The following is an 18304-nucleotide window of genomic DNA, read 5'->3' as shown; positions in this document are numbered from 1 at the left end:
GGCCGGCACGCGCGACGATCTACAGCGCCCCCGGCCGGCACTACCCGGGTCATCCCAGCGGTCGCGACAGATCCACGTGCTCCACCAGGAAATCCAGAAACGCGCGCACCCGCAGCGGCAGGTATCCACCCTGCCCCAGGAACACCGCGTGCACTTCTTCCAGATCACCGGGGTTGGCCTCTTCCAGCACCGGCAACAGCCGGCCGGCGGCGATGTCGGCCTGTACCTGGAACGCGGCCAACCGGGCCATGCCCAGCCCGCCCAGCACCAGCTGGCGCAACGCATCGCCATTGCTGGCGCGTGCATTGCCACTGGGCAGCACCCGTTGCTCCTGGCCATCCTGCAGCAGCGGCCAGCCCTGCACGGCGCGCGCGTGACCGATGTCCAGCCGGTTGTGCGCCAGCAACGCTTCGGCGCTGCGCGGCAAACCGTGGCGTGCGGCATAGGCCGGTGAGGCCACGATCATCATCCGCGTCGTTCCCAGCCGCCGCGCCACCAGGCTGGAGCTTTTCAGCGGCCCCGCGCGCACCGCCACATCGGTGCGCTGCTCCAGCAGATCGATCACCTCGTCGGTCAGGGTCAGGTCCACACCCACCTGCGGGTGGTGCTGCAGGAATGCCGGCAGCAGCGGCAACAGGAAGTGCTGGCCGAAGGGCACATTGGCATTGACCCGCAACCGCCCTCTTGGCTCGGCATGGGCGCTGGCACAGCGCTCGGCCTCTTCCAGGTCGGCCAGCACACGCAGGCCGCGCTCATAGAAGGCGCAGCCCTCCGGGGTCAGCTGCAGCTGCCGGGTGGAGCGGTGCAGCAGGCGCGTGCCCAGCCGCTGTTCCAGCCGCGCCACCAGCTTGCTGACCGCCGACGGCGTCATTTCCAGACGGCGGGCAGCCGCCGAAAAGCCGCCGGTCTCGATGACGCGGACGAACACTTCCAGTTCGCCGGAGCGATTGATGTCGGTACGCGCCATGTTGGTGAATCCAGTTCACAGATGATTGTCTGCACGCAGTCTAGTTCACAGATGATCCCGCGCGCACCATGGCCGCTCCGCCGCCTGGACCACGCCGATGAACCGCTTGCAGCAGATGAGCGCCACTGCCCTCCTTGCCATCTCCGCCTCCGCATCCGCCGCGCCCGGCCCGCATTGGGTTGCCAGCTGGCAGGCCAGCCCGCAGCCGGTCTGGGGCGATGACTTCCTGTTCCCGACCCTGGTGCCGGCAACGCTGCACGACCAGACCTTCCGCCAGACCGCACGCATCAGCCTGGGCGGGCCGCGCCTGCGGGTGCGGCTGAGCAATGCCTACGGCACCGGCCCGCTGCGGATCGGCAGCGCCAGCGTCGCCGCACAGGCAGGGTCGGCACCGCTTGCGCTTCGCTTCGACGGCCAGCCCGGGGTGCTGATCGGGCCTGGCGAGGACCGCCTGAGCGACCCGCTGGCGCTGCCCACCCACCACCAGCAGGCGCTGCAGGTGAGCGTCCATCTGCCCGGCCGCGTGCCGGTGCAGACCTTCCATTGGGAGGGCCGGCAGACCAGCTGGATCGCCCCGGGCAGGCAGACCGGGGAAGCGGCGTTGCACGGGGCCAGCACCACCACCGCCCGCCTGCTGCTGTCCGGCATCGAGGTGGAGGCGCCCGCGACGGCGGGCAGCGTGGTGGTGGTGGGAGATTCGATCACCGATGGCGCCACCGCCAGCCTGGACCAGGACCAGCGCTGGACCGACCACCTCGCCGCGCGGCTGGCGCCCGAGGGCATGGCGGTGGTCAATGCAGGCATTTCCGGCGGACGGCTGCTGCGCGACGGCATGGGTCAGGCCGCCATCACCCGCTTCCAGCGCGATGTGCTCGACCAGCCCGGCGTGGCAAGCGTGATCGTCCTGATCGGCATCAACGACATCAGCTGGCCCGGCACCGGATTTGCCCGCGCCGAGCAGCGGCCCACCCTGGCGCAGCTGAAGGCCGGCTATCGCCAGCTCGCCGAGAATGCCCACGCCCGCGGCCTGCGCATCCTCGGCGCCACGCTCACGCCATTCGCCGGCGCCCTGCCCGGCACGCCGCTGGACGATTACTTCCAGCCGGACAAGGAACGGCTGCGGCAACAGCTGAACGCCTGGCTGCGCAGCGACAGCCCGTTCGACGCGGTGATCGATCTGGATGCGGCCCTGCGTGATCCGGCTGATCCGTCACGGATGGCGGCGGCCTACGACTCCGGCGACCACCTGCACCCCGGCGATGCGGGCAACCGGGCGATGGCCGAGGCGGTGGATCTGGAGGTGTTGCTGGGCCCATCCACGCGTGGCGCGGATCTACAGCAGCGCTGAGGCCTTACACGCAAAAACCCCGGGCAGGCCCGGGGTTTCGTCGCAATCAGCTGGCTGCGGGGCTTACTTGCGCTTCTTGCGCACGTACAGCACCAGCGAGTGCTCTTCCAGCTCGTAGCCGTGGTCGGCAGCGATCTTGCGCTGCAGATCTTCGATCTCGGTGCTTTCGAACTCGATGATCTTGCCGCTGTCCACATCGACCATGTGGTCGTGGTGGCCGCCGCGGTCGAGCTCGTAGACGGCCTGGCCGCCTTCGAAATTGTGCTTGAGCACGAGGCCGGCGGCCTCGAACTGGGTCAGCACCCGGTACACCGTGGCCAGGCCGATCTCATCGCCATGCTCCAGCAGCTGGCGGTAGATGTCTTCGGCGGTCATGTGGTGCTGGGCATTGCGCTGCTCGAGCAGCGCCAGGATCCGCATCCGCGGATGGGTCACCTTCAGGCCGACTTTACGCAGGTCGTGGGTTTCCATAGGTCTCCGTTCATTGGCGATTTAGCGCCAGCTGCCTCGGATTGGGTCGCGGTGGCACGCCGGGAGTGTATCATCGGTTTGATTTCCCCAACCGCCAGTCCCGATGCGCAATCTCCTGTTGGTCGCCGCCGTCGCCTTGTCCACCACCGGGTGCGGCATCATCTACAAGCAACCCATCTACCAGGGCAACCTGATCCGGGAAGATGCCGTTGCCAAGCTGCAGGTCGGGCAAAGCAAGCAGCAGGTCAACGCTCTGCTGGGCACCCCGTCGGTGCCGGATCCGTTCCACGCCCAGCGCTGGGACTACACCTCGAGCGAGCGCGTGAACCGCCTGGGCCGTACCGACGTGAAGAACTTCGTCGTGTATTTCGAGAACGACGTGGTCACCCGTTGGGAGGGCGATTACTTCCCGGCCAACGACAAGGCCCTTGCCCAGCAGACCGTGCGCCAGTTCGGCCGCAACCTGCCCAAGGACAAGAAGAAGAAGGGCCGCTGAGGCCCTGCCCGTCCTTGGGGACGGGTGATCGGGTCAGCCGCCGCGCGCACGTCGCCGGCGGTTGTCCTTGGGATCGGCCTGCAGGCCGCGCAGCAGTTCCACGCGATCGCCATCCAGCAGCACCTGCTGCGGCCGCGCCAGCACCCCGTGCACGGCCACGGCCGGGCAATCGGCACTGCCTTCAAGGTCGGCTGCGGCCACTGCCGCTGCCACGGTCGCCCCTTCCTGCAACCGCACGTGGCGCGAAAGCACCCGCTGCGGCCAGGCCAGCACGACTTCAACCTCGATCATCGCTCAGCCCTCGTCGGCGACGCGGACGAAATCGTTGACCATCCGATCGGCCAGACCCTGGAAGCCAAGGGCGAGCGCAGGACCCAGCAGCCGCGAGCTGGGCTCGAAGTCCAGGGTCAGGGTCACCTTGCAGGCATCCTCGGCCAGGGCATGGAATTCCCAGCGACCGTGCAACTGCTTGAACGGGCCTTCGCGCAGCTGCATATCGATGCTGTGCGGGCGCTTGAGAGTGTTTTCAGTCTGGAACCAGGTACTGAACGAGCCCAGGCCCAGATCCAGCCGCGCCACCAGCCGCTCATCACCTTCTTCCAGGATGCGCGCTGCCGAACACCAGCGGAAACGGCTCGGATACGCCTGGACATCGTTGACCAGATCGAACATACGCGCGGCCGAATGTTCGACCAGGGCACTGCGGCGGATAGTAGGCATGAATACAGGACGCTTCGGCAATCGACCGGGCGGGCCCGAATCGGAGACAATACGGAAATGAGCAAGAACACCGGCAAGGATAAAGCAAAGAGCGCGACGGCCAACAAGACCATCGCGTTGAACAAGCGTGCCCGTCACGAGTACCACATCGAGGATCGCTTCGAAGCCGGCCTGGCCCTGCAGGGCTGGGAAGTGAAGTCGATCCGCGCTGGCCGCGGCAACATCGTCGACGCCTACGCCTATGTGAAGGATGGCGAGATCTTCCTGATCGGCGCGCAGATCACCCCGCTGATCCAGGCCTCCACCCATGTGGTGGCCAACGACCGCCGGGAGCGCAAGCTGCTGCTTCACCGCAGCGAGATCGACAAGCTGGTCGGCAAGGTCGAGCGCGACGGCTACACCATCGTGCCCACCGCGATGTACTGGAGCAAGAACAAGATCAAGCTGGAAGTGGCGCTGGCCAAGGGCAAGCAGACCCATGACAAGCGCGATGCCGCCAAGGACCGCGACTGGGCCATCGAGAAGCAGCGGGTGATGCGTCGCGGCAACCGCGACGCGTAAGGACGCCAGGACGCCTACCCGCCTGCTTGCAGAGCCGGGCCATGCTCGGCTGCTTTTTCGTCCAGGCTTCGATCAAGCCTGATCAGGGCGCGACCTGCGCGTGCGCCAGCGATGGGCCCTGCCCTTCGCAGGACCGGTCAACCGGCCAGCATGCCCTGCCCGCGCAGCTGCGGCGACAGTGCCGCGTGCATCACCGCCAGGTGCATCACCACCGACAGTTCCGGCGCATGGCGATCGTCACCGGCCCGCCACTGCTGCGCCAGAAACGCCGCATCTGCCGGCAACAGGGCCATCAACTGGGCGTCGTCCAGCGCATCGGCAGAGGCCTGCAGCTGCCGCGCCAACTGCCGCGACTGCCACACATGCACACCGATGCTGAGGCTGGCCAGCGTCATCAGGGTCAGCGCCAGGCCGTGTTCGAACCATTGCGACAACACGTCCGGCCCCCACAGCAACACGGCCAGTACCGCCAGCGCCGGCAGCCGCCAGCCCAACCAATGGAAGCGGCCACGACGAGGCCAGTGCACCACCACCGCACTGGCCACCAGCGCGGCTGCTGCCGTGGCCGGCAGCTCGGTTGCCCAGGTGCCGGCCAGCAATACCAGCAGCACCGCCCAGACCCAGCCGGGCGGCAGCGCCCGCCGCTGGTAATCGGCCCCTACCGGGCCAACCAGCTGACGCAGGCTGCGCTGTTGCATTGCTTCGGTCACCGGCAGTCTCCGTGTCTGTGCAGGCTCGAATGGTCGCGACCAGTGTGTCGCAAATTCGTGCCAACAAAGTTAGCAATCCGCTATGACCAACGCTCTACAACATGTTGCGAAATGCGCGCGACGACTGAAACATGCTGCTCAGCCGCCGCAGAGATCCTTGCTGAGAAACACGCGGCTGGTGCCTGGCGGGTCACAGGGAACCTGGCCGAACACTGTCCAGCCGTGCTTCACATAGAAATCCGGGGCCTGGAAGCTGATGGTGTACAGCACCGCCGAGCGGCAGCCGCGCCTGCGGGCTTCCTCCTCGGCAGCGGCCAGCATCCGCGATCCCAGCCCGTTGCCGCGCCGCGCGGGCGGCAGGTAGAACAGGTCGACGAACAGCAGGCCCAGCGAGGTTCGCCCGCTCAGACCGCCCACCACCTCGCCGCTTGCCGGGTCGGTGGCGAGCACGGCCAGTGTGCGGCGATCAGCATGGCCGGCGGCCTCCAGGTTGAACTGGTCCAGGCCATTGGCGATCAGGTCCAGCGCTTCGCTGCTGGGGGCATCGGTCACGGCGATATCGAGCGGCATGCGGTCCATTCCTTGGGTGAATCCCGGGCCATCGATGCTAGCAAGCCGCCTGTGCCACCGGGTGACTGTTCAGACTTTTTGGCGTAGCATGTCCCCTGTTAGGCAGGTACTGATCGTGGCAACACGAAACAGGCCTTGTACCTTGCAGTACTTGAAGAAACCGGGGGTGCATTGGTTTCGACGGGGGTTGTGAAGTCGCCTGGCGCATGCCGAGGGGGTAGCTTTCCTCGTAAATCCAGCTGCAAAACTCTAGTTGCCAACGACGACAACTACGCTCCGGTCGCCCTCGCAGCCTAAAAACTGCGGTGCGTGACCTTCTGCCGACTTAGGCGGAGCCTCGAAACTGCTTGTGTCCATGCTCGCAGCGTAGAGTCATTATCATGGAATCGCGCTGGGCGGCTGCCTGTCAGTCCGGCACAAGAACACAACAGGCTGGTTCCCGGGTGCGCTTTGCACACCGTGCTGCTCGGGGATGAGATTCAACGGTGAGCTAAGCATGTAGTGCTGGGGATGGAGTGCCTTCGGACGGCGGTTCAATTCCGCCCACCTCCACCATTTGTACCGCCCTTCGGGGCACGAAAAGCCAGATCTCCCGTCGATTGGGGTCTGGCTTTTTTGTTTCCGGCGATCACCTTACGCCCACCCACTACGCAGGCGCGTTGCCGCCGGATCCCGCCGCCCTCAACTGAAGGTCCCGATGCGGCCAGGCAAAGGCCTGCCGCACCGGTCCCGCTGCTTCCACCAGACGGCCTCAACGCGCCGGACGTATCTGCCAGAGTTCGTACGCACCTTCTTTCATGAGGGGTGTTGCTTGCCCATCCGCACGGAGGGTTGCAATCGCAGTACGCAGGATGTGGTCTCTTTCCTGGCCCCCCTCGGCGCCAGGTGAGCGGACGATGAGGTATTCAGTACCGATGAGTTCGAGGAACGCCAGCGTGTGTTCGGGGCTGTCCACCAGTCCCGGGCGCGTCAGGGCGATGATGTCGATCGGCTCATATCGGATCGGCAGCCAGAAACCTTCGCCGCCGACATCACCTACGACCCGCGTACTCGGGGCCTCCTGCGCAAGACGCTGTGCCGTCTTTTCCAGGCCAATGTCCCGCCAGGCAGCAGCACGTCGCGAGGCGGTATCGAACATGGGACGGTCAAGGCGAGTATCGAACGCGCGGGTGCCGGGTCCCCAAGCACCCGTCACCAGACACATCAAGGCCGAAGCTACCGCGATGCAGAAGATCAGGCCACGCATTACCCGGCCCACACTGGGGCACGACTGCCACTTCCACAGCGATTGCTGGACAAGGAAACCCGCGACCATCATCAGGCTCAGCACAGGCGTGATGAAATAGTTTCCATCCGCACCTGATGCTTCGATGTAGCGATTACCCAACAGCATCGGGAAGAACAGCAACCCGATGAAAAAAACGGGTAGTGCGCGCCTCCAGGCAATGGGTCTTCTGTACCCCAGCACCAGGGCCGCCAGGGGCAGACCCACCCACGCATTACCTGTCCACAGAATCTGCAGCAGAGGGTACTGGCGTGGATCGAACAGATACGCCAACAGCGTCTGTCCCGGGGGGAGATAGACAAGCAGATCACTGGTCGGCAGGTGACCGACCGGTGAGCGCAACGGCAAGCCCCACGCCGCGAACAGGTCCAAGGCTGCATTGGGGGCGACAATGGGCACGCCGGCCAACCACCAGGTTCGCGCAGTGATGAGCCACACCAGCAGAATCACCGCGAAGAACACGCCGCTCACGACCATGGCATTGGGCTGCCCACGGCGATGCCGCTGGCGGCGCCATCGGACAAGGGCGGTGATCGCCAGCACACCGATGGCCATCGTGTAGGGAATGTTGGACAGCCGGGCCTGGCTGGCCAGCAGTGCCGCGGCCACGGCAATCCAGAACCACCCTGCCCCCCCTCTGTTGCCAAGTCGAAGCACTGCCAGCAGCGATATGGCAAGCAACAACGCTGCCAGGGCGTCGCCCTTGGCAGTGATTGAAATGTTGGCGAACGCTGGCAGCGTTGCAAGCAGCGCGACAACATAGGGCCGCAATGAACGCCCCACACGCAACTCGCGCAGGATCTGTGAAGCAACCGCAAGGGTGGCCAGCCAGCAGCCGATGCTCAAGCCGATGATGGCCGAAATGCTCCCGATTGCCGCCAGTGGTACCTGGAGCATCTCGATCAGCTTTGGATAGTAATGGACCGGTGCGACAAGCCCTTCACTGAAGAATATGTTGCCGCTGGCGATCAATGCACGGTCAGCCGACAGGCCGTACCAGTTCGAATCGAAATCCGATGAAACCGATGCTTTTGCAAACAGCACGAAGGTCAGGGTCGCGATCAAGGCGGTGACCGCAGGCGTTCGCTTGCCGCCTCGCTGCGCGCTGGACAGCAACATCCCTCCAAGCCAAGGTCCGCGCCGTAGAACGAGCATGCCTCCCAGCACCACTGTGGCGAGCCAGGCAAGTGCCTGCATGCTGCCGAGGCCAAGCAGCGAAGCCGTCCAAAGCAGAAGCGAGCAGGACACGATGCCGGCCAAGCCGACAATGACCTGCTGGCCCGGATCACGTTGGGATACACCACCGGCCAAGGCAACCAGGCATCCTCCCATGGCGAAAATGCCTTCCAGATAGAGATAGCTGGCGAGCATCGCCACATCCACACCATGATGCCGGGCATACAGCACAGAAACGGCTGCAACACTCCCCCACAGGGCCGGGCCACGCAGCAGCTTCATGGCCCCGTACAGCGCAAGAAACAGAACTGACGACTCCAGAGCCCCTTGCCATGCCGCCGGCTGCCTTACGTGCCACCCCCATACGCCCGCCCCGACCAGGGACCAGATCGGGACCGCAATGAAGACCAGTACCATCGCACCCACGAGTGCAAGTCTGGCGACGGGTGATTTCATGGATCCGCTCGATGGTTGCATGGGATGGCGCAGATTACTGCCCGGTACTGCGCTCGTCATCCTCGGGACGCATGCGTGCATGGGCAACCGATCCGTGCGGGATCGAGCGACGTGCCGGAGATGGCGACCAACGGAAGCATCTGAAATGGAAAGCGCAACTCTTGCTTTTGCCCTGTCGTGGACCCCGGGCAGTCACACGCCCGTGCGTGCGCAGCCGGAGTGGGACGGCGTCCACTTCATCCTCGTAACCGGCATATGGCCTGCTGCAGGCTGTCGTAGCACGGGCCAAAGCGATGCTACGGCGCCCGCCCATCGGCCAGGATTGCTGCAGATCACCGCGCTCTTGGCCGGCAGCCCCGCCCTACCCCACACTAGGGCCACCTCTCCCGTCATCCACGACATCCAGAAGGATCTGCCATGAACGCGCCGCCGCTTGCCCTGCTGCTGGGCCTGACCGCATCGACCGCCGCTGTTGCTGCATCTCCGTCGCCCGGCACCGCCGCGCTGGAAGCACTGCTGGCCTGCAAACCCGGCTCCGACTTCACCGAAGCGCAGGTGGACCAGGCATTCCATGCCGCTGGCCTGACCCGCGACCCGGGCAGCGTATTCGAGCCGCACGACAAGCCGGTCGCGCTGTTCGGCGGCACCGTGACCAGCGCGGATGTGAGCATTTCCAAGCCCTACAAGAGCCTGCATGTGTATCTGAAAGGTGTCGATCACGAGCGTTTGGCCCGATCCTGGGGAGTGACGACAGTCAACGAGGCGGCCGAGACCGAAGGGACCTCGTACCTCAGGAAGGTTGATGCCAGGCACACGTTGCATGTGGGTGCTGGCGACGACTACGAAGGTTATTCGGCCGCGGTGACCTGCCTGATCGAGGGCTGAGCTGCAGCGGGACTGGCTGGCAGATGCTGCTCGCCGGGCACGGCCCGGCGCTACCCGAACCCAGCTTCCGCCTTGACACGCCGCCCGCTAGAGTGGCGCCACCGCGCACCGCCACGCATTGCCACCATGAGCATCGGCTTGATCCGCCAGACCACCCTCATCCTCACCGCGCTGCTGCTGTTGAGCGGCTGCGCCACCCTGCGCCAGTTCGGCCCCTCGGTGCAGGTGGGCACGGTCACGCCCGGCCAGTACATCGCGCTCAAGCGCGGCGACATCCTTACCAGCGGCAAGCTCAGCGCGGCCACCACCGAGACCCTGCGCGTGGCAGGCCTGGACGAGGGTGCCTGCGCCAAACCCGGCCTGCCCTGCATCGAGGCCATGGAAGCGAGCATCGTGGTGCGCGAGGAAGAGAAACGCTCCTCGCTGGCCGAGCTCTGGGTGCAGTACGCGATGACCCTGCCGGCACCGAAGCGCGAATCGGCGGGCGTGGCACGCAGCAAAGCGGCGACCGCGGCGCCCGATGCGACCCTCCAGCCGCGCATGGATGCCTGGATGCAGGTCGCACGGCAGTCCTATGCCTATCTGTTCTTCACCGAACGCACCGCCAACCAGCGCGGGTTCGAAGACCGCCAGACCCAGGTGCGCGACTACTACAACCTGGCCGTGCAGGAATCGGCCGTCCTGCTGTTCGAAGCGTATTCAAGCAAGCAGGTGCGCAACGACAACGGGCGATTCCAGCTGGGCCGCTGGACCTTCGTGCTGGCGCCGGCCGACGATGGCGCGGCGGCGGACACGCGCGAACCGCTTGAGCTGGTACCGGCCGCGTCGATGTCCTTCACCGGCACTCTGCGCAGCGTGCATCGCCGCGACGGTTTTGGTGCCGAGCTGGTAGCGGTGATGGCTGACCCGGCCACGACCGGGCTGGCCGCCGCCGCGGCGGGCACTGCACCGGCGCCCGAGCGCGACTGGAGCGAGATGCCGTCGCCGTCGATGACCGTGCTGCTGCGCTTTTCCGGGAAGAACCTGTGGGAAGTACTGCACGATGACGAGCCCGAACTGGAGATCCATGATCCGTACCAGGTAGCCGTGGTGGAACTTCATGGCGAGCAGGTGCCGCTGGCGGCGAATTTCACCGCCGGCTACGCGCTGTGGCTGGCGCGCTCCAATTTCAGCCGGCAATCACTGCGTTCGCTGTTCGGCGGCAAGGGCGGCATCGACAAGCCGCACCTGTTCATGATGCAGCCGTACGACCCCAACCGCCGCGTGCTGCTGATGATCCACGGCCTGGCCAGCAGCCCGGAAGCGTGGGTGAACGTAGCCAACGAGCTGATGCGCGACGAGGAGATCCGAAGCGACTTCCAGATCTGGCAGTTCTACTACCCGACCAACATGCCGATCGCACTGAGCCACGATGAGATCCGGCGGATCCTGCACGACACGCTGGGTCACTACGATCCGACCGGCAAAGCGCTCGCGTCGCGGGACATGGTGGTGGTCGCCCATAGCATGGGCGGAGTGATCTCGCGGCTGATGGTGTCTTCCTCGGGTGATCATCTGGTCGACACCCTGCTGGCGACCGCGCAGATGACCCCGGCACAGCGCGAACTGCTGCGGACCAAGGGCGCGCCGGTGCTGACCTTCACACCGGAACCGGAAATCTCACGCGTGGTGTTCATCGCTACGCCGCATCGTGGCACCGATGTGGCCGGCACCCGCCTTGGTCGCTGGCTCGGCCGCTTCGTGCGCCTGCCACTGACCGTGCTGGAGGATGTTGCAACGCTGGCCAACGATGGCAAGGTCGAGCGCAACGACGACAAGCATGGTTACCAGATGAACAGCATCCAGAACCTGGACAAGGACGATGCCTTCGTCAAGGCCGTGGCCGACCTGCCGATTTCGCCCAAGGTCCACTATCACTCGATCATCGCCCGCGCCAACGCGCAGGGGCCGCTGGAAAAGACCGACGATGGACTGGTGCCGTACTGGAGTTCGCACCTGCCCGATGCGGTTTCGGAAAAGGTGATCGTGTCCGGGCACAGCGTGCAGGAAGCCACGCCGGCCATCGTCGAGCTGCGGCGGATCCTGCATGAGGACATGCTCGAGCACCCGTTGCCGGAAAAGTAGCGTGGCGTCATCCGTGGCGGAGCGCTGCATTGAATGCCTGCGCGACCCCCTGTAGCGTCGCGGCTGCCCATACGGGCTACAACGGAGAACACGCATGAAGAGGACGTTCAGGCTGTCTGTTGCTATCGGTGCCGTGGCGTTGGTGTTTGGATTGAACGCCGTCGCGGCCGAACCTACCCCCTGCGACGAATGCTACCGCGGGTATCAGATCTGCCTTTCGCAGGGCAAGAGCGAGATCTGGTGTTACGGCGCGCTTTCACGGTGCCTGAAGAACTCGACCGGCTGCAATCCGCCGAACTGAGTGTACGGGCCGATCGATCTGCAGCGGCATGGCAGTAACTGATCGACCCTGGCCAGCCCCGACCTGATGGGGCTGGCCGCTACTGACGCACGGCCGCTGAGGGAATTCCCTCATCGCGCGTGTGCACCCGCCCTCCTATGCTGGCCCCACATTCCCGCAGGAGGTCTGCATGAACACGCAAGAACCCAGCCGCCAGCCCAGCCCCGATCCGGCCGAGCGCGATGCCTTTTTCCCATCGCCGTATTCGCTCTCGCAGTTCACTTCGGCGCGCAGCGATCTGTCCGGCGCGGACTATCCGGACGCACGCCGCGACGGGCGCTGGAAGGTGCTGTTGATCGCTGCCGACGAGCGCTACCTGCCCACCGCCAATGGCCACCTGTTCTCCACCGGCAACCATCCGGTGGAAACCCTGCTGCCGATGTACCACCTGGACAAGGCCGGCTTCGACTTCGACGTGGCAACGCTGTCGGGCAACGCCGCCAAGTTCGAGTGGTGGGCGTTCCCGCGCGAGGACAAGGAAATCACCGGCCTCTACGAGCGCTACGAAACACGCTTCCGCCACCCGCTGCAGCTGGCTGACGTGGTGGCTGGCCTGGATGCCGGTTCGGACTACGCCGCCGTGTTCATCCCCGGTGGCCACGGCGCCCTGATCGGCCTGCCGGAAAGCCCGGCAGTCAAAGCCACCCTGCAGTGGGCGATGGCCGCCCAGCGCCACATCATCACCCTCTGCCACGGCCCCGCCGCATTGCTGGCGGCCGGCGTGGACGAGGCAGATGGCGGGTCGCTGTTCCGTGGCTATCGCATCTGTGCGTTTCCCGACGCGATGGACCGGCAGACGCCCGACATCGGCTACATGCCGGGGCAACTGCGCTGGTTCTTCGGCGAGCGCTTGGCGCAGCAGGGCGTGCAGATCGTCAACGAGGGCATCGATGGCAGCGTGCTGCAGGACCGCCTGCTGCTGACCGGCGACAGTCCGCTGGCCGGCAACGCATTGGGCAAGCTGGCCGCACGCACCCTGCTCGACGCTCTGGCCGGGCGCTGAAGATGGCCGAGGTGATGCAGGCACTGCTGCAGCTGGAACGTGCACGCGCGCTGGATGCGGTGGGCACGGTACTACGCGACAGTGCCTCGCCACTCGGCTACGACCGCCTGCTGCTGTTCGCCACCGGCACCGGCCTGGAGCGCGGTGCGCAGCGCGTGTACTGGATCGAGGGCGATTGGCTTGGCGAGGGCGGGCAGACCGACCTGGACGCCTATCTGCACGCCTGCCCGGTCAACCGGCACGTGCTGGACAGCAACGCGCCGTTCTTCTGGAGCAAGCGCCAAGGCGTGCGCGGTGAGCGCTACCAGGTGGTGAAGCAGCCACGTGGTGAAGGCCTGCACGGGCTGCAGGTTCCGGTGTTCGGTAGCACCGGGCTGGAAGGGGCGATCAGTTTCGCGGGCCACAGCATCGATGCCTCGGCCGGCGCGCGCGTGCTGCTGGCAACCGTGGGCGCAGCGGCGTTCCGTGCAGCGCAGCGGCTGGCGCAGCCACCGCTGGAGGTACCGGCAGGTGCGCTGAGCGCGCGTGAGCGCGAAGTGCTGCGCTGGGTCGCGGCCGGCCGCCGCCAGGCCGATGTTGCCGCCACCCTGGGCCTGTCCGCACGCACGGTGGAAAACCACCTTCGTCGTGCCCGCCAACGGCTGGGCGTGGCAACCACCGCACAAGCCGTGCGTACCGCCATCCGCCGCGGCGAGATCGAAGAGTAAGCCGCTGCCGGGCACTTCCGGCAGGCCCGCACGCGTGATACACAACCGATGCGCATGTGCGCGATTGCAGAAAGCAAGGATGATGCTGATGAAACTGCAACTGGCCGCGATGGCCGCACTGGTCGTAGCAACTGCAACCCTCGGCCCGATCGCAGACGCCAATGCTGCCCCCCCGGGCACTTCGGTTTCGTGCGTGCCTGTGGCCGTGGACCGCAACCGCGTCCACCAGCACTGTACCGAAACCTATATCGACGACTGGGGCAACGAAGTCTCGTTCGAGTACTGGATCGACGAATACGGCAACCCCTACCTGGTGTGAGTGCCCATCGACAAGGAGTGTGAGCATGAAACTGCATGAAGGATGGATGGGGTGCGCGTTTGCCAGCGTGCTGGCATTGGCGGCACTGGCACCGGCTGCCCCGCTCAGCGCTGCCGAAGTGATCGAGGTACAGGAACAGTGCGTGCCCTTCCGCGTGGCGGGCAACGTGTTCCACCAGCGCTGCACGTCGTACGTGGTCTATGACGATGGCACGCGCGAGGTCAGCGGCCACTACAACCGCGACGAAAACGGGATGATCTACGACCCCTGATCGGCCCCGCAGTGCCTGCCGGGCGGTGCAACGCCGACCGCCCCGCCTTCGCTCCACTCGCCCATCCCGGCATACCCCTGCACCGCCCTTCCATGGCATGCTCCGTGAAACCGTTTTCATGGAATGGAGGGATTCCACGATGTTGTCGCGTTTCCGCACGCCTGCGCTCTGCGCACTGTTGGCCCTTGCACTGCCCGCTGCCGTCTGGGCAGGCCCGGCTGCTCCCCTGAAGGTGATGTCGTTCAACGTACGCACGCCAGCGGACACCGATCCGGGCAAGCGCTGGGAGGACCGCCGCGATGCGATGGTCAAGGTCATCCTCGACGCACATCCCGCCGTGATCGGTACCCAGGAGCTTGTGCAGCAGCAGGCCGACTACCTGGCCGATCATCTGCCCGGCTATCGCTGGTTCGGTGAAGGCCGACGCGGTGGCAGCGGCGACGAGCACATGGGCGTTTTCTACGACAGCAAAGCCCTGGTGGTGGAGCAGTCCGGCAACTTCTGGCTGTCCGATACACCTGACGTTGCCGGCAGCATCAGCTGGGGCAACCTGTTTCCACGCATGGTTACCTGGGCCTTGTTCCGCCGCGTGGACGATGGTCGCCGCTTCTACTTCATGAACACCCATCTTCCCTACCGCGACGAGGACGAGCCGCGGCGGATCAAGGGGGCTGAGCTGATCGCCTCGCGCGTTGGCGCGCTGCCTTCCGATCTGCCGGTGGTGCTGACCGGTGATTTCAACAGCGAGCCAGGCGGCGGCACCTACCAGGCATTCACGCGGGTGCTGCAGGACGCGCGGACCCAGGTCAAAGCACCGCAGGGGCCACGGCTGACGTTCCACAACTTCACCGGCACCGCGACCTCGCAGCTTGACTGGGTACTGGTGCGTGGCTTCCAGGCACGCCGTTTCAAGACCGATGACCGTCGCATCGAGGGCGTACTGCCTTCGGACCATTTCCCGCTGGTGGTTGAACTGGACTGGCCCAGGCACTGAGCACCGCGGCGACCACTACTACGGTGGTGGTCGCCTGCCCAGCAGCCGGTACAGCGCCTGGTGCTGGTCGCGCGCCTGGCAGATACGGGCGGCGACCGCCAGGAAGATCGCCAGGCCGATCAGGCCGATGCCCAGCATGGCATCGGGCAGGCGCAGGAAGCCGATGGCGGCCGCCATCGCCGCCAGAACCATCAGCACCACCACCGCGACCGACAGGCCTGCCCCCGGCGGCCCCGGATCACCGAACAGCATTCGCCGCGTCGACTGTTTTGCTTCGCTCATGTCTTGTCCTCCGGTGGCTTTCCCCACTAGTTACACGGTGGGCAGCACTTCCGGCAGAGTCATAAACGTCACGACGGCGAGAATGCCGACGACGCTGCCAGTGCAGACCTGACCGGCGCACCGGGGGGAATGAACGTGGGCGTCCAGCGGGCCAGTCATCCATCGCGGATGCACCTGGCTATCGAAGGCGACGATATCGATGCCGAAGCCGATGGGTGATGGAAGCGCCCAGCGGTCACCGCTTCTGCATCGTGCGCATGCGCGACTGGGCTTGAAAGAGAAAGGGGACAGCTGCCTGCGCCGCCGTCCCCTTCCGTTTACGGCTACCGCTATCGAGCCTGCGCCACGCTGGGTGCCTGCGGCGACTGGCCCCAGCCGCCAAGCGCCTTGTAGACACCGACCACGCTGACGTTGACTTCCGATTCGGCCGCGGCCAATGCATCGTCCGCCACCAGCTGGGTGCGCTGTGCATCAAGCAGGGTCAGGAAGTCTTCCGAACCCTCGCGATAGCGGATCTGCGCAAGCGATTCGGCACGTCGCGCCGCCTGCGCCTGCTCGACCACGATCGCCAGGCGTGCCTGCTGCTTGGAGTAACGCGTCAACGCATTTTCGGTGTCTTCCAGTGCCAGCAGCACCGCCTGCTCGTACTGCGCGGCCACGCCCTCGGCTTCGGCCTTGCTGGCACGCAGGCGCGCCTTGACCGTACCGAAATCGAACGCCGCCCAGCTCAACGACGGGGTCAGCGACCACGCCTTGTTGTTGCCGTTGACCAGACCGCTGGCATCGCCGCCGAGGAAGCCGACGAAACCGGACAGCGACAGCCGCGGGAACAGATCGGCCGTGGCCACGCCGACACGCGCGGTGGCGGCGGCAAGGCGACGCTCGGCAACCCGCACGTCGGCACGCTGGCGCAGCAGTTCACGGGTGTCACCCAGCGGCAGCGCCTTGGCGAATGCCGGCACTTCGTGCGGCGCCAGCATGTCGTTCAACACTTCCGGACGCTGCCCCAGCAACACCGCCAGTCGATTGCGCGACTGTGTTTCGGCCACTTCCAGCAGCGGGATGTCGGCCTCGATCGCCTTCAGGCGTGCACGACTGCTCTGCACGTCCAGCTCGCTGCCTGCACCCAGTTCCCAGCGTGCCTCGGTCAGCTTCTGCGTATCGCGCAGATTGACCAGGGTGCGCTGGGCCACGGCGATGCGCTTCTGCGTGCCGCGCAGCTCGAAGTAGTTGCGCGCCACTTCAGCGGCGACCAGCACCTGTGCGTCAGCCAGGTTGGCCTGCTCGGCGTCGAGGTCGGCGCGCGCGGCCTCTGCAGCACGGCGCTTGCGGCCGAACAGATCCAGCTCCCAGCCCGCATCGAAGCCGAGCTGGTAGCTTTCACTGAACACCCGCTGCCCACCCAGCTGCGGATCGGGTTGCTTGCGGCGATCGTAGCTGCCGCCCGCGGTGATGTGCGGTGCCTGGTCGAAGCGGCTTTCGACGAACACCGCGCGAGCCTGGCTGACGCGGGCCACGGCCACGCGCAGGTCCAGGTTCTCCGACAGTGCGCCGTGTACCAGTTCTTCAAGCACCGGATCATCGAACTGCGCCCACCAGCTGGCGACCGGCGAGGCCGTGCTGAACACGGCCTGCTGCGCGCCGGTCAGCGCCACCGGTGCCTGCACCGGCGCTTTGTAGTTGGGACCGACGCTGACACAGCCTGCCAGCACCAGGCTGGAGACGGCCATCGCCAGGGTACGGATCACCATGGCAGCACCTCGCCCAGGTAGGTGAAGCTGCCACTGGCACCGGACTCGCCGATCAGCGCCATCTCCACGCTGGAACGCGCGCCTTCGGAGATTTCGATTTCGCCGTTGCCGCCGTTCATGTCGGTCTTTACATAGCCCGGGTGGACGGTGTTGACCTTGATCGGCGTGTTGCGCAGCTCGTAGGCCAGGCTGAGCGTCCAGCTGTTCACCGCCGCCTTGGAGGCGTTGTAGGCCGGAATCTTGAAATCGTAGATGCCCGACGCGGGGTCGGCATGCAGGGTCTGCGAGCCGAGCATGCTGGACACGTTGACGATGCGGCCGGACTTGGCCTGCTTGACCAGCGGCAGGAAGGCCTGGGTCACTGCGACCAGGGCATAGACGTTGGTGTCGAAGGTACGCTTCCAGGTATCCAACGACTGCTCCGACGGCGCCTGTGCCGGGTTCTCGATCATGATGCCGGCGTTGTTGACCAGGATGTCCAGGCGGCCATGGCGCTGGCGCACCTGCTCGACGGATTCGGCGATGCTGGCCGCATCGGTCACGTCCAGCTGGATGGCTTCCACCGGCAGGCCTTCGCCCTGCAGCAGCAGCGCCTGTTCCACAGCGGTCTCGCGCTTGCGACCTGCCAGCAGCGTGTGCACGCCGGCCTGTGCCAGCTGGCGCGCGGTTTCCAGGCCGATGCCACGGGTAGCGCCGGTGACCAGCGCGATCTTGTTCTGATGGGTGTTCATCGATTCATGCCTTGGTTTGGGGGAAAGCGGTAGCCCGCCACGTCCCGGCGCCGCCCCATTCCCTGCAATTATGGGTGGTACGGGAGCCCGGACGCCCCCACCGGGCCCCCCCCGTGGGGGTTCAAAACATAGCCAGG

General features: G+C 65.9%; 21 protein-coding genes, 1 other RNA gene and 1 pseudogene. 13 read left to right on the top strand and 10 right to left on the bottom strand.

Annotation, left to right across the window (positions count from 1 at the left end):
* Positions 1-49: 49 nt before the first annotated feature.
* A complete protein-coding gene (locus ACVOLJ_RS18600; RefSeq protein ID WP_475279581.1) occupies positions 50-967 on the bottom strand; it encodes a LysR family transcriptional regulator in 918 nt (305 codons plus the stop codon).
* Positions 968-1064: 97 nt separating this feature from the next.
* Here ACVOLJ_RS18600 and ACVOLJ_RS18595 point away from each other — a divergent pair, with 97 nt between their 5' ends.
* On the top strand, positions 1065-2315 hold the full coding sequence (locus ACVOLJ_RS18595) for an SGNH/GDSL hydrolase family protein (RefSeq protein WP_481564794.1): 1251 nt from the start codon (positions 1065-1067) through the stop codon (positions 2313-2315).
* Between the two features lie 63 nt (positions 2316-2378).
* On the opposite strand, the gene fur is transcribed toward ACVOLJ_RS18595, so the two are convergent.
* On the bottom strand, positions 2379-2786 hold the full coding sequence (fur, locus tag ACVOLJ_RS18590; protein ID WP_025878865.1) for a ferric iron uptake transcriptional regulator: 408 nt from the start codon (positions 2784-2786) through the stop codon (positions 2379-2381).
* Between the two features lie 103 nt (positions 2787-2889).
* On the opposite strand from fur, the gene ACVOLJ_RS18585 reads away from it, so the two are divergent.
* Positions 2890-3282: an outer membrane protein assembly factor BamE gene (locus tag ACVOLJ_RS18585; protein WP_481564793.1), complete on the top strand. Its 393-nt coding sequence runs from the start codon at positions 2890-2892 to the stop codon at positions 3280-3282.
* Between the two features lie 33 nt (positions 3283-3315).
* On the opposite strand, the gene ACVOLJ_RS18580 is transcribed toward ACVOLJ_RS18585, so the two are convergent.
* Positions 3316-3573, bottom strand: a complete 258-nt coding sequence (locus ACVOLJ_RS18580) for an RnfH family protein (protein ID WP_475279578.1) — start codon at positions 3571-3573, stop codon at positions 3316-3318.
* A gap of 3 nt (positions 3574-3576) precedes the next feature.
* On the bottom strand, positions 3577-4002 hold the full coding sequence (locus tag ACVOLJ_RS18575) for a type II toxin-antitoxin system RatA family toxin (RefSeq protein WP_475279577.1): 426 nt from the start codon (positions 4000-4002) through the stop codon (positions 3577-3579).
* 57 nt (positions 4003-4059) lie between these two features.
* Here ACVOLJ_RS18575 and smpB point away from each other — a divergent pair, with 57 nt between their 5' ends.
* On the top strand, positions 4060-4563 hold the full coding sequence (gene smpB / locus ACVOLJ_RS18570; protein WP_025878861.1) for an SsrA-binding protein SmpB: 504 nt from the start codon (positions 4060-4062) through the stop codon (positions 4561-4563).
* A gap of 137 nt (positions 4564-4700) precedes the next feature.
* On the opposite strand, the gene ACVOLJ_RS18565 is transcribed toward smpB, so the two are convergent.
* Positions 4701-5273: a hypothetical protein gene (locus ACVOLJ_RS18565; protein WP_481564792.1), complete on the bottom strand. Its 573-nt coding sequence runs from the start codon at positions 5271-5273 to the stop codon at positions 4701-4703.
* 138 nt (positions 5274-5411) lie between these two features.
* A complete protein-coding gene (locus ACVOLJ_RS18560) occupies positions 5412-5843 on the bottom strand; it encodes a GNAT family N-acetyltransferase (RefSeq protein WP_475279575.1) in 432 nt (143 codons plus the stop codon).
* 162 nt (positions 5844-6005) lie between these two features.
* Here ACVOLJ_RS18560 and ssrA point away from each other — a divergent pair.
* Positions 6006-6398, top strand: a transfer-messenger RNA (tmRNA) gene (gene ssrA / locus ACVOLJ_RS18555).
* Positions 6399-6594: 196 nt separating this feature from the next.
* Here ssrA and ACVOLJ_RS18550 read toward each other — a convergent pair.
* On the bottom strand, positions 6595-8586 hold the full coding sequence (locus tag ACVOLJ_RS18550) for a hypothetical protein (RefSeq protein ID WP_481564791.1): 1992 nt from the start codon (positions 8584-8586) through the stop codon (positions 6595-6597).
* A 591-nt stretch (positions 8587-9177) separates the two neighbouring features.
* Here ACVOLJ_RS18550 and ACVOLJ_RS18545 point away from each other — a divergent pair.
* From ACVOLJ_RS18545 to ACVOLJ_RS18510, 8 genes are all read left to right on the top strand, one after another.
* Positions 9178-9645, top strand: coding sequence for a hypothetical protein (locus ACVOLJ_RS18545; RefSeq protein ID WP_475279558.1), 468 nt, complete (start codon positions 9178-9180; stop codon positions 9643-9645).
* 126 nt (positions 9646-9771) lie between these two features.
* Positions 9772-11769, top strand: coding sequence for an esterase/lipase family protein (locus ACVOLJ_RS18540; protein WP_475279557.1), 1998 nt, complete (start codon positions 9772-9774; stop codon positions 11767-11769).
* 94 nt (positions 11770-11863) lie between these two features.
* Positions 11864-12070: a hypothetical protein gene (locus ACVOLJ_RS18535; protein WP_475279556.1), complete on the top strand. Its 207-nt coding sequence runs from the start codon at positions 11864-11866 to the stop codon at positions 12068-12070.
* Positions 12071-12239: 169 nt separating this feature from the next.
* Positions 12240-13112: a glyoxalase III HchA gene (gene hchA, locus ACVOLJ_RS18530; RefSeq protein WP_475279555.1), complete on the top strand. Its 873-nt coding sequence runs from the start codon at positions 12240-12242 to the stop codon at positions 13110-13112.
* 2 nt (positions 13113-13114) lie between these two features.
* Entirely contained in the window at positions 13115-13819 is a 705-nt protein-coding gene (locus ACVOLJ_RS18525; RefSeq protein WP_481564790.1) for a PA1136 family autoinducer-binding transcriptional regulator, read from the top strand.
* An 88-nt stretch (positions 13820-13907) separates the two neighbouring features.
* Positions 13908-14138 (top strand): hypothetical protein, encoded by a 231-nt coding sequence (locus ACVOLJ_RS18520; RefSeq protein ID WP_475279553.1) that lies wholly within the window; start codon positions 13908-13910, stop codon positions 14136-14138.
* Between the two features lie 25 nt (positions 14139-14163).
* On the top strand, positions 14164-14409 hold the full coding sequence (locus tag ACVOLJ_RS18515; RefSeq protein ID WP_475279552.1) for a hypothetical protein: 246 nt from the start codon (positions 14164-14166) through the stop codon (positions 14407-14409).
* 139 nt (positions 14410-14548) lie between these two features.
* Positions 14549-15403 (top strand): endonuclease/exonuclease/phosphatase family protein, encoded by an 855-nt coding sequence (locus tag ACVOLJ_RS18510; RefSeq protein ID WP_481564789.1) that lies wholly within the window; start codon positions 14549-14551, stop codon positions 15401-15403.
* 18 nt (positions 15404-15421) lie between these two features.
* Here ACVOLJ_RS18510 and ACVOLJ_RS18505 read toward each other — a convergent pair whose 3' ends face one another.
* The gene (locus tag ACVOLJ_RS18505) at positions 15422-15685 is read right to left on the bottom strand and encodes a hypothetical protein (RefSeq protein ID WP_475279550.1); all 264 of its coding nucleotides are present in this window, start codon (positions 15683-15685) and stop codon (positions 15422-15424) included.
* Positions 15686-15772: 87 nt separating this feature from the next.
* Here ACVOLJ_RS18505 and ACVOLJ_RS18500 point away from each other — a divergent pair.
* Positions 15773-15960: pseudogene (locus ACVOLJ_RS18500) on the top strand (VOC family protein); the annotation flags it as partial.
* A gap of 54 nt (positions 15961-16014) precedes the next feature.
* Here the strand turns inward: ACVOLJ_RS18500 and ACVOLJ_RS18495 are convergent.
* Entirely contained in the window at positions 16015-17436 is a 1422-nt protein-coding gene (locus ACVOLJ_RS18495) for an efflux transporter outer membrane subunit (protein WP_475279549.1), read from the bottom strand.
* Entirely contained in the window at positions 17430-18167 is a 738-nt protein-coding gene (locus tag ACVOLJ_RS18490; protein WP_481564788.1) for an SDR family oxidoreductase, read from the bottom strand. The genes ACVOLJ_RS18495 and ACVOLJ_RS18490 overlap by 7 nt, the downstream gene beginning before the upstream one ends.
* Positions 18168-18304 lie beyond the last annotated feature (137 nt).

The sequence above is a fragment of the Stenotrophomonas sp. STEN046 genome (assembly GCF_056759755.1).
The sequence above is the reverse complement of the archived record's forward strand: the minus strand, read 5'-3'. Positions and strand labels throughout refer to the sequence as shown.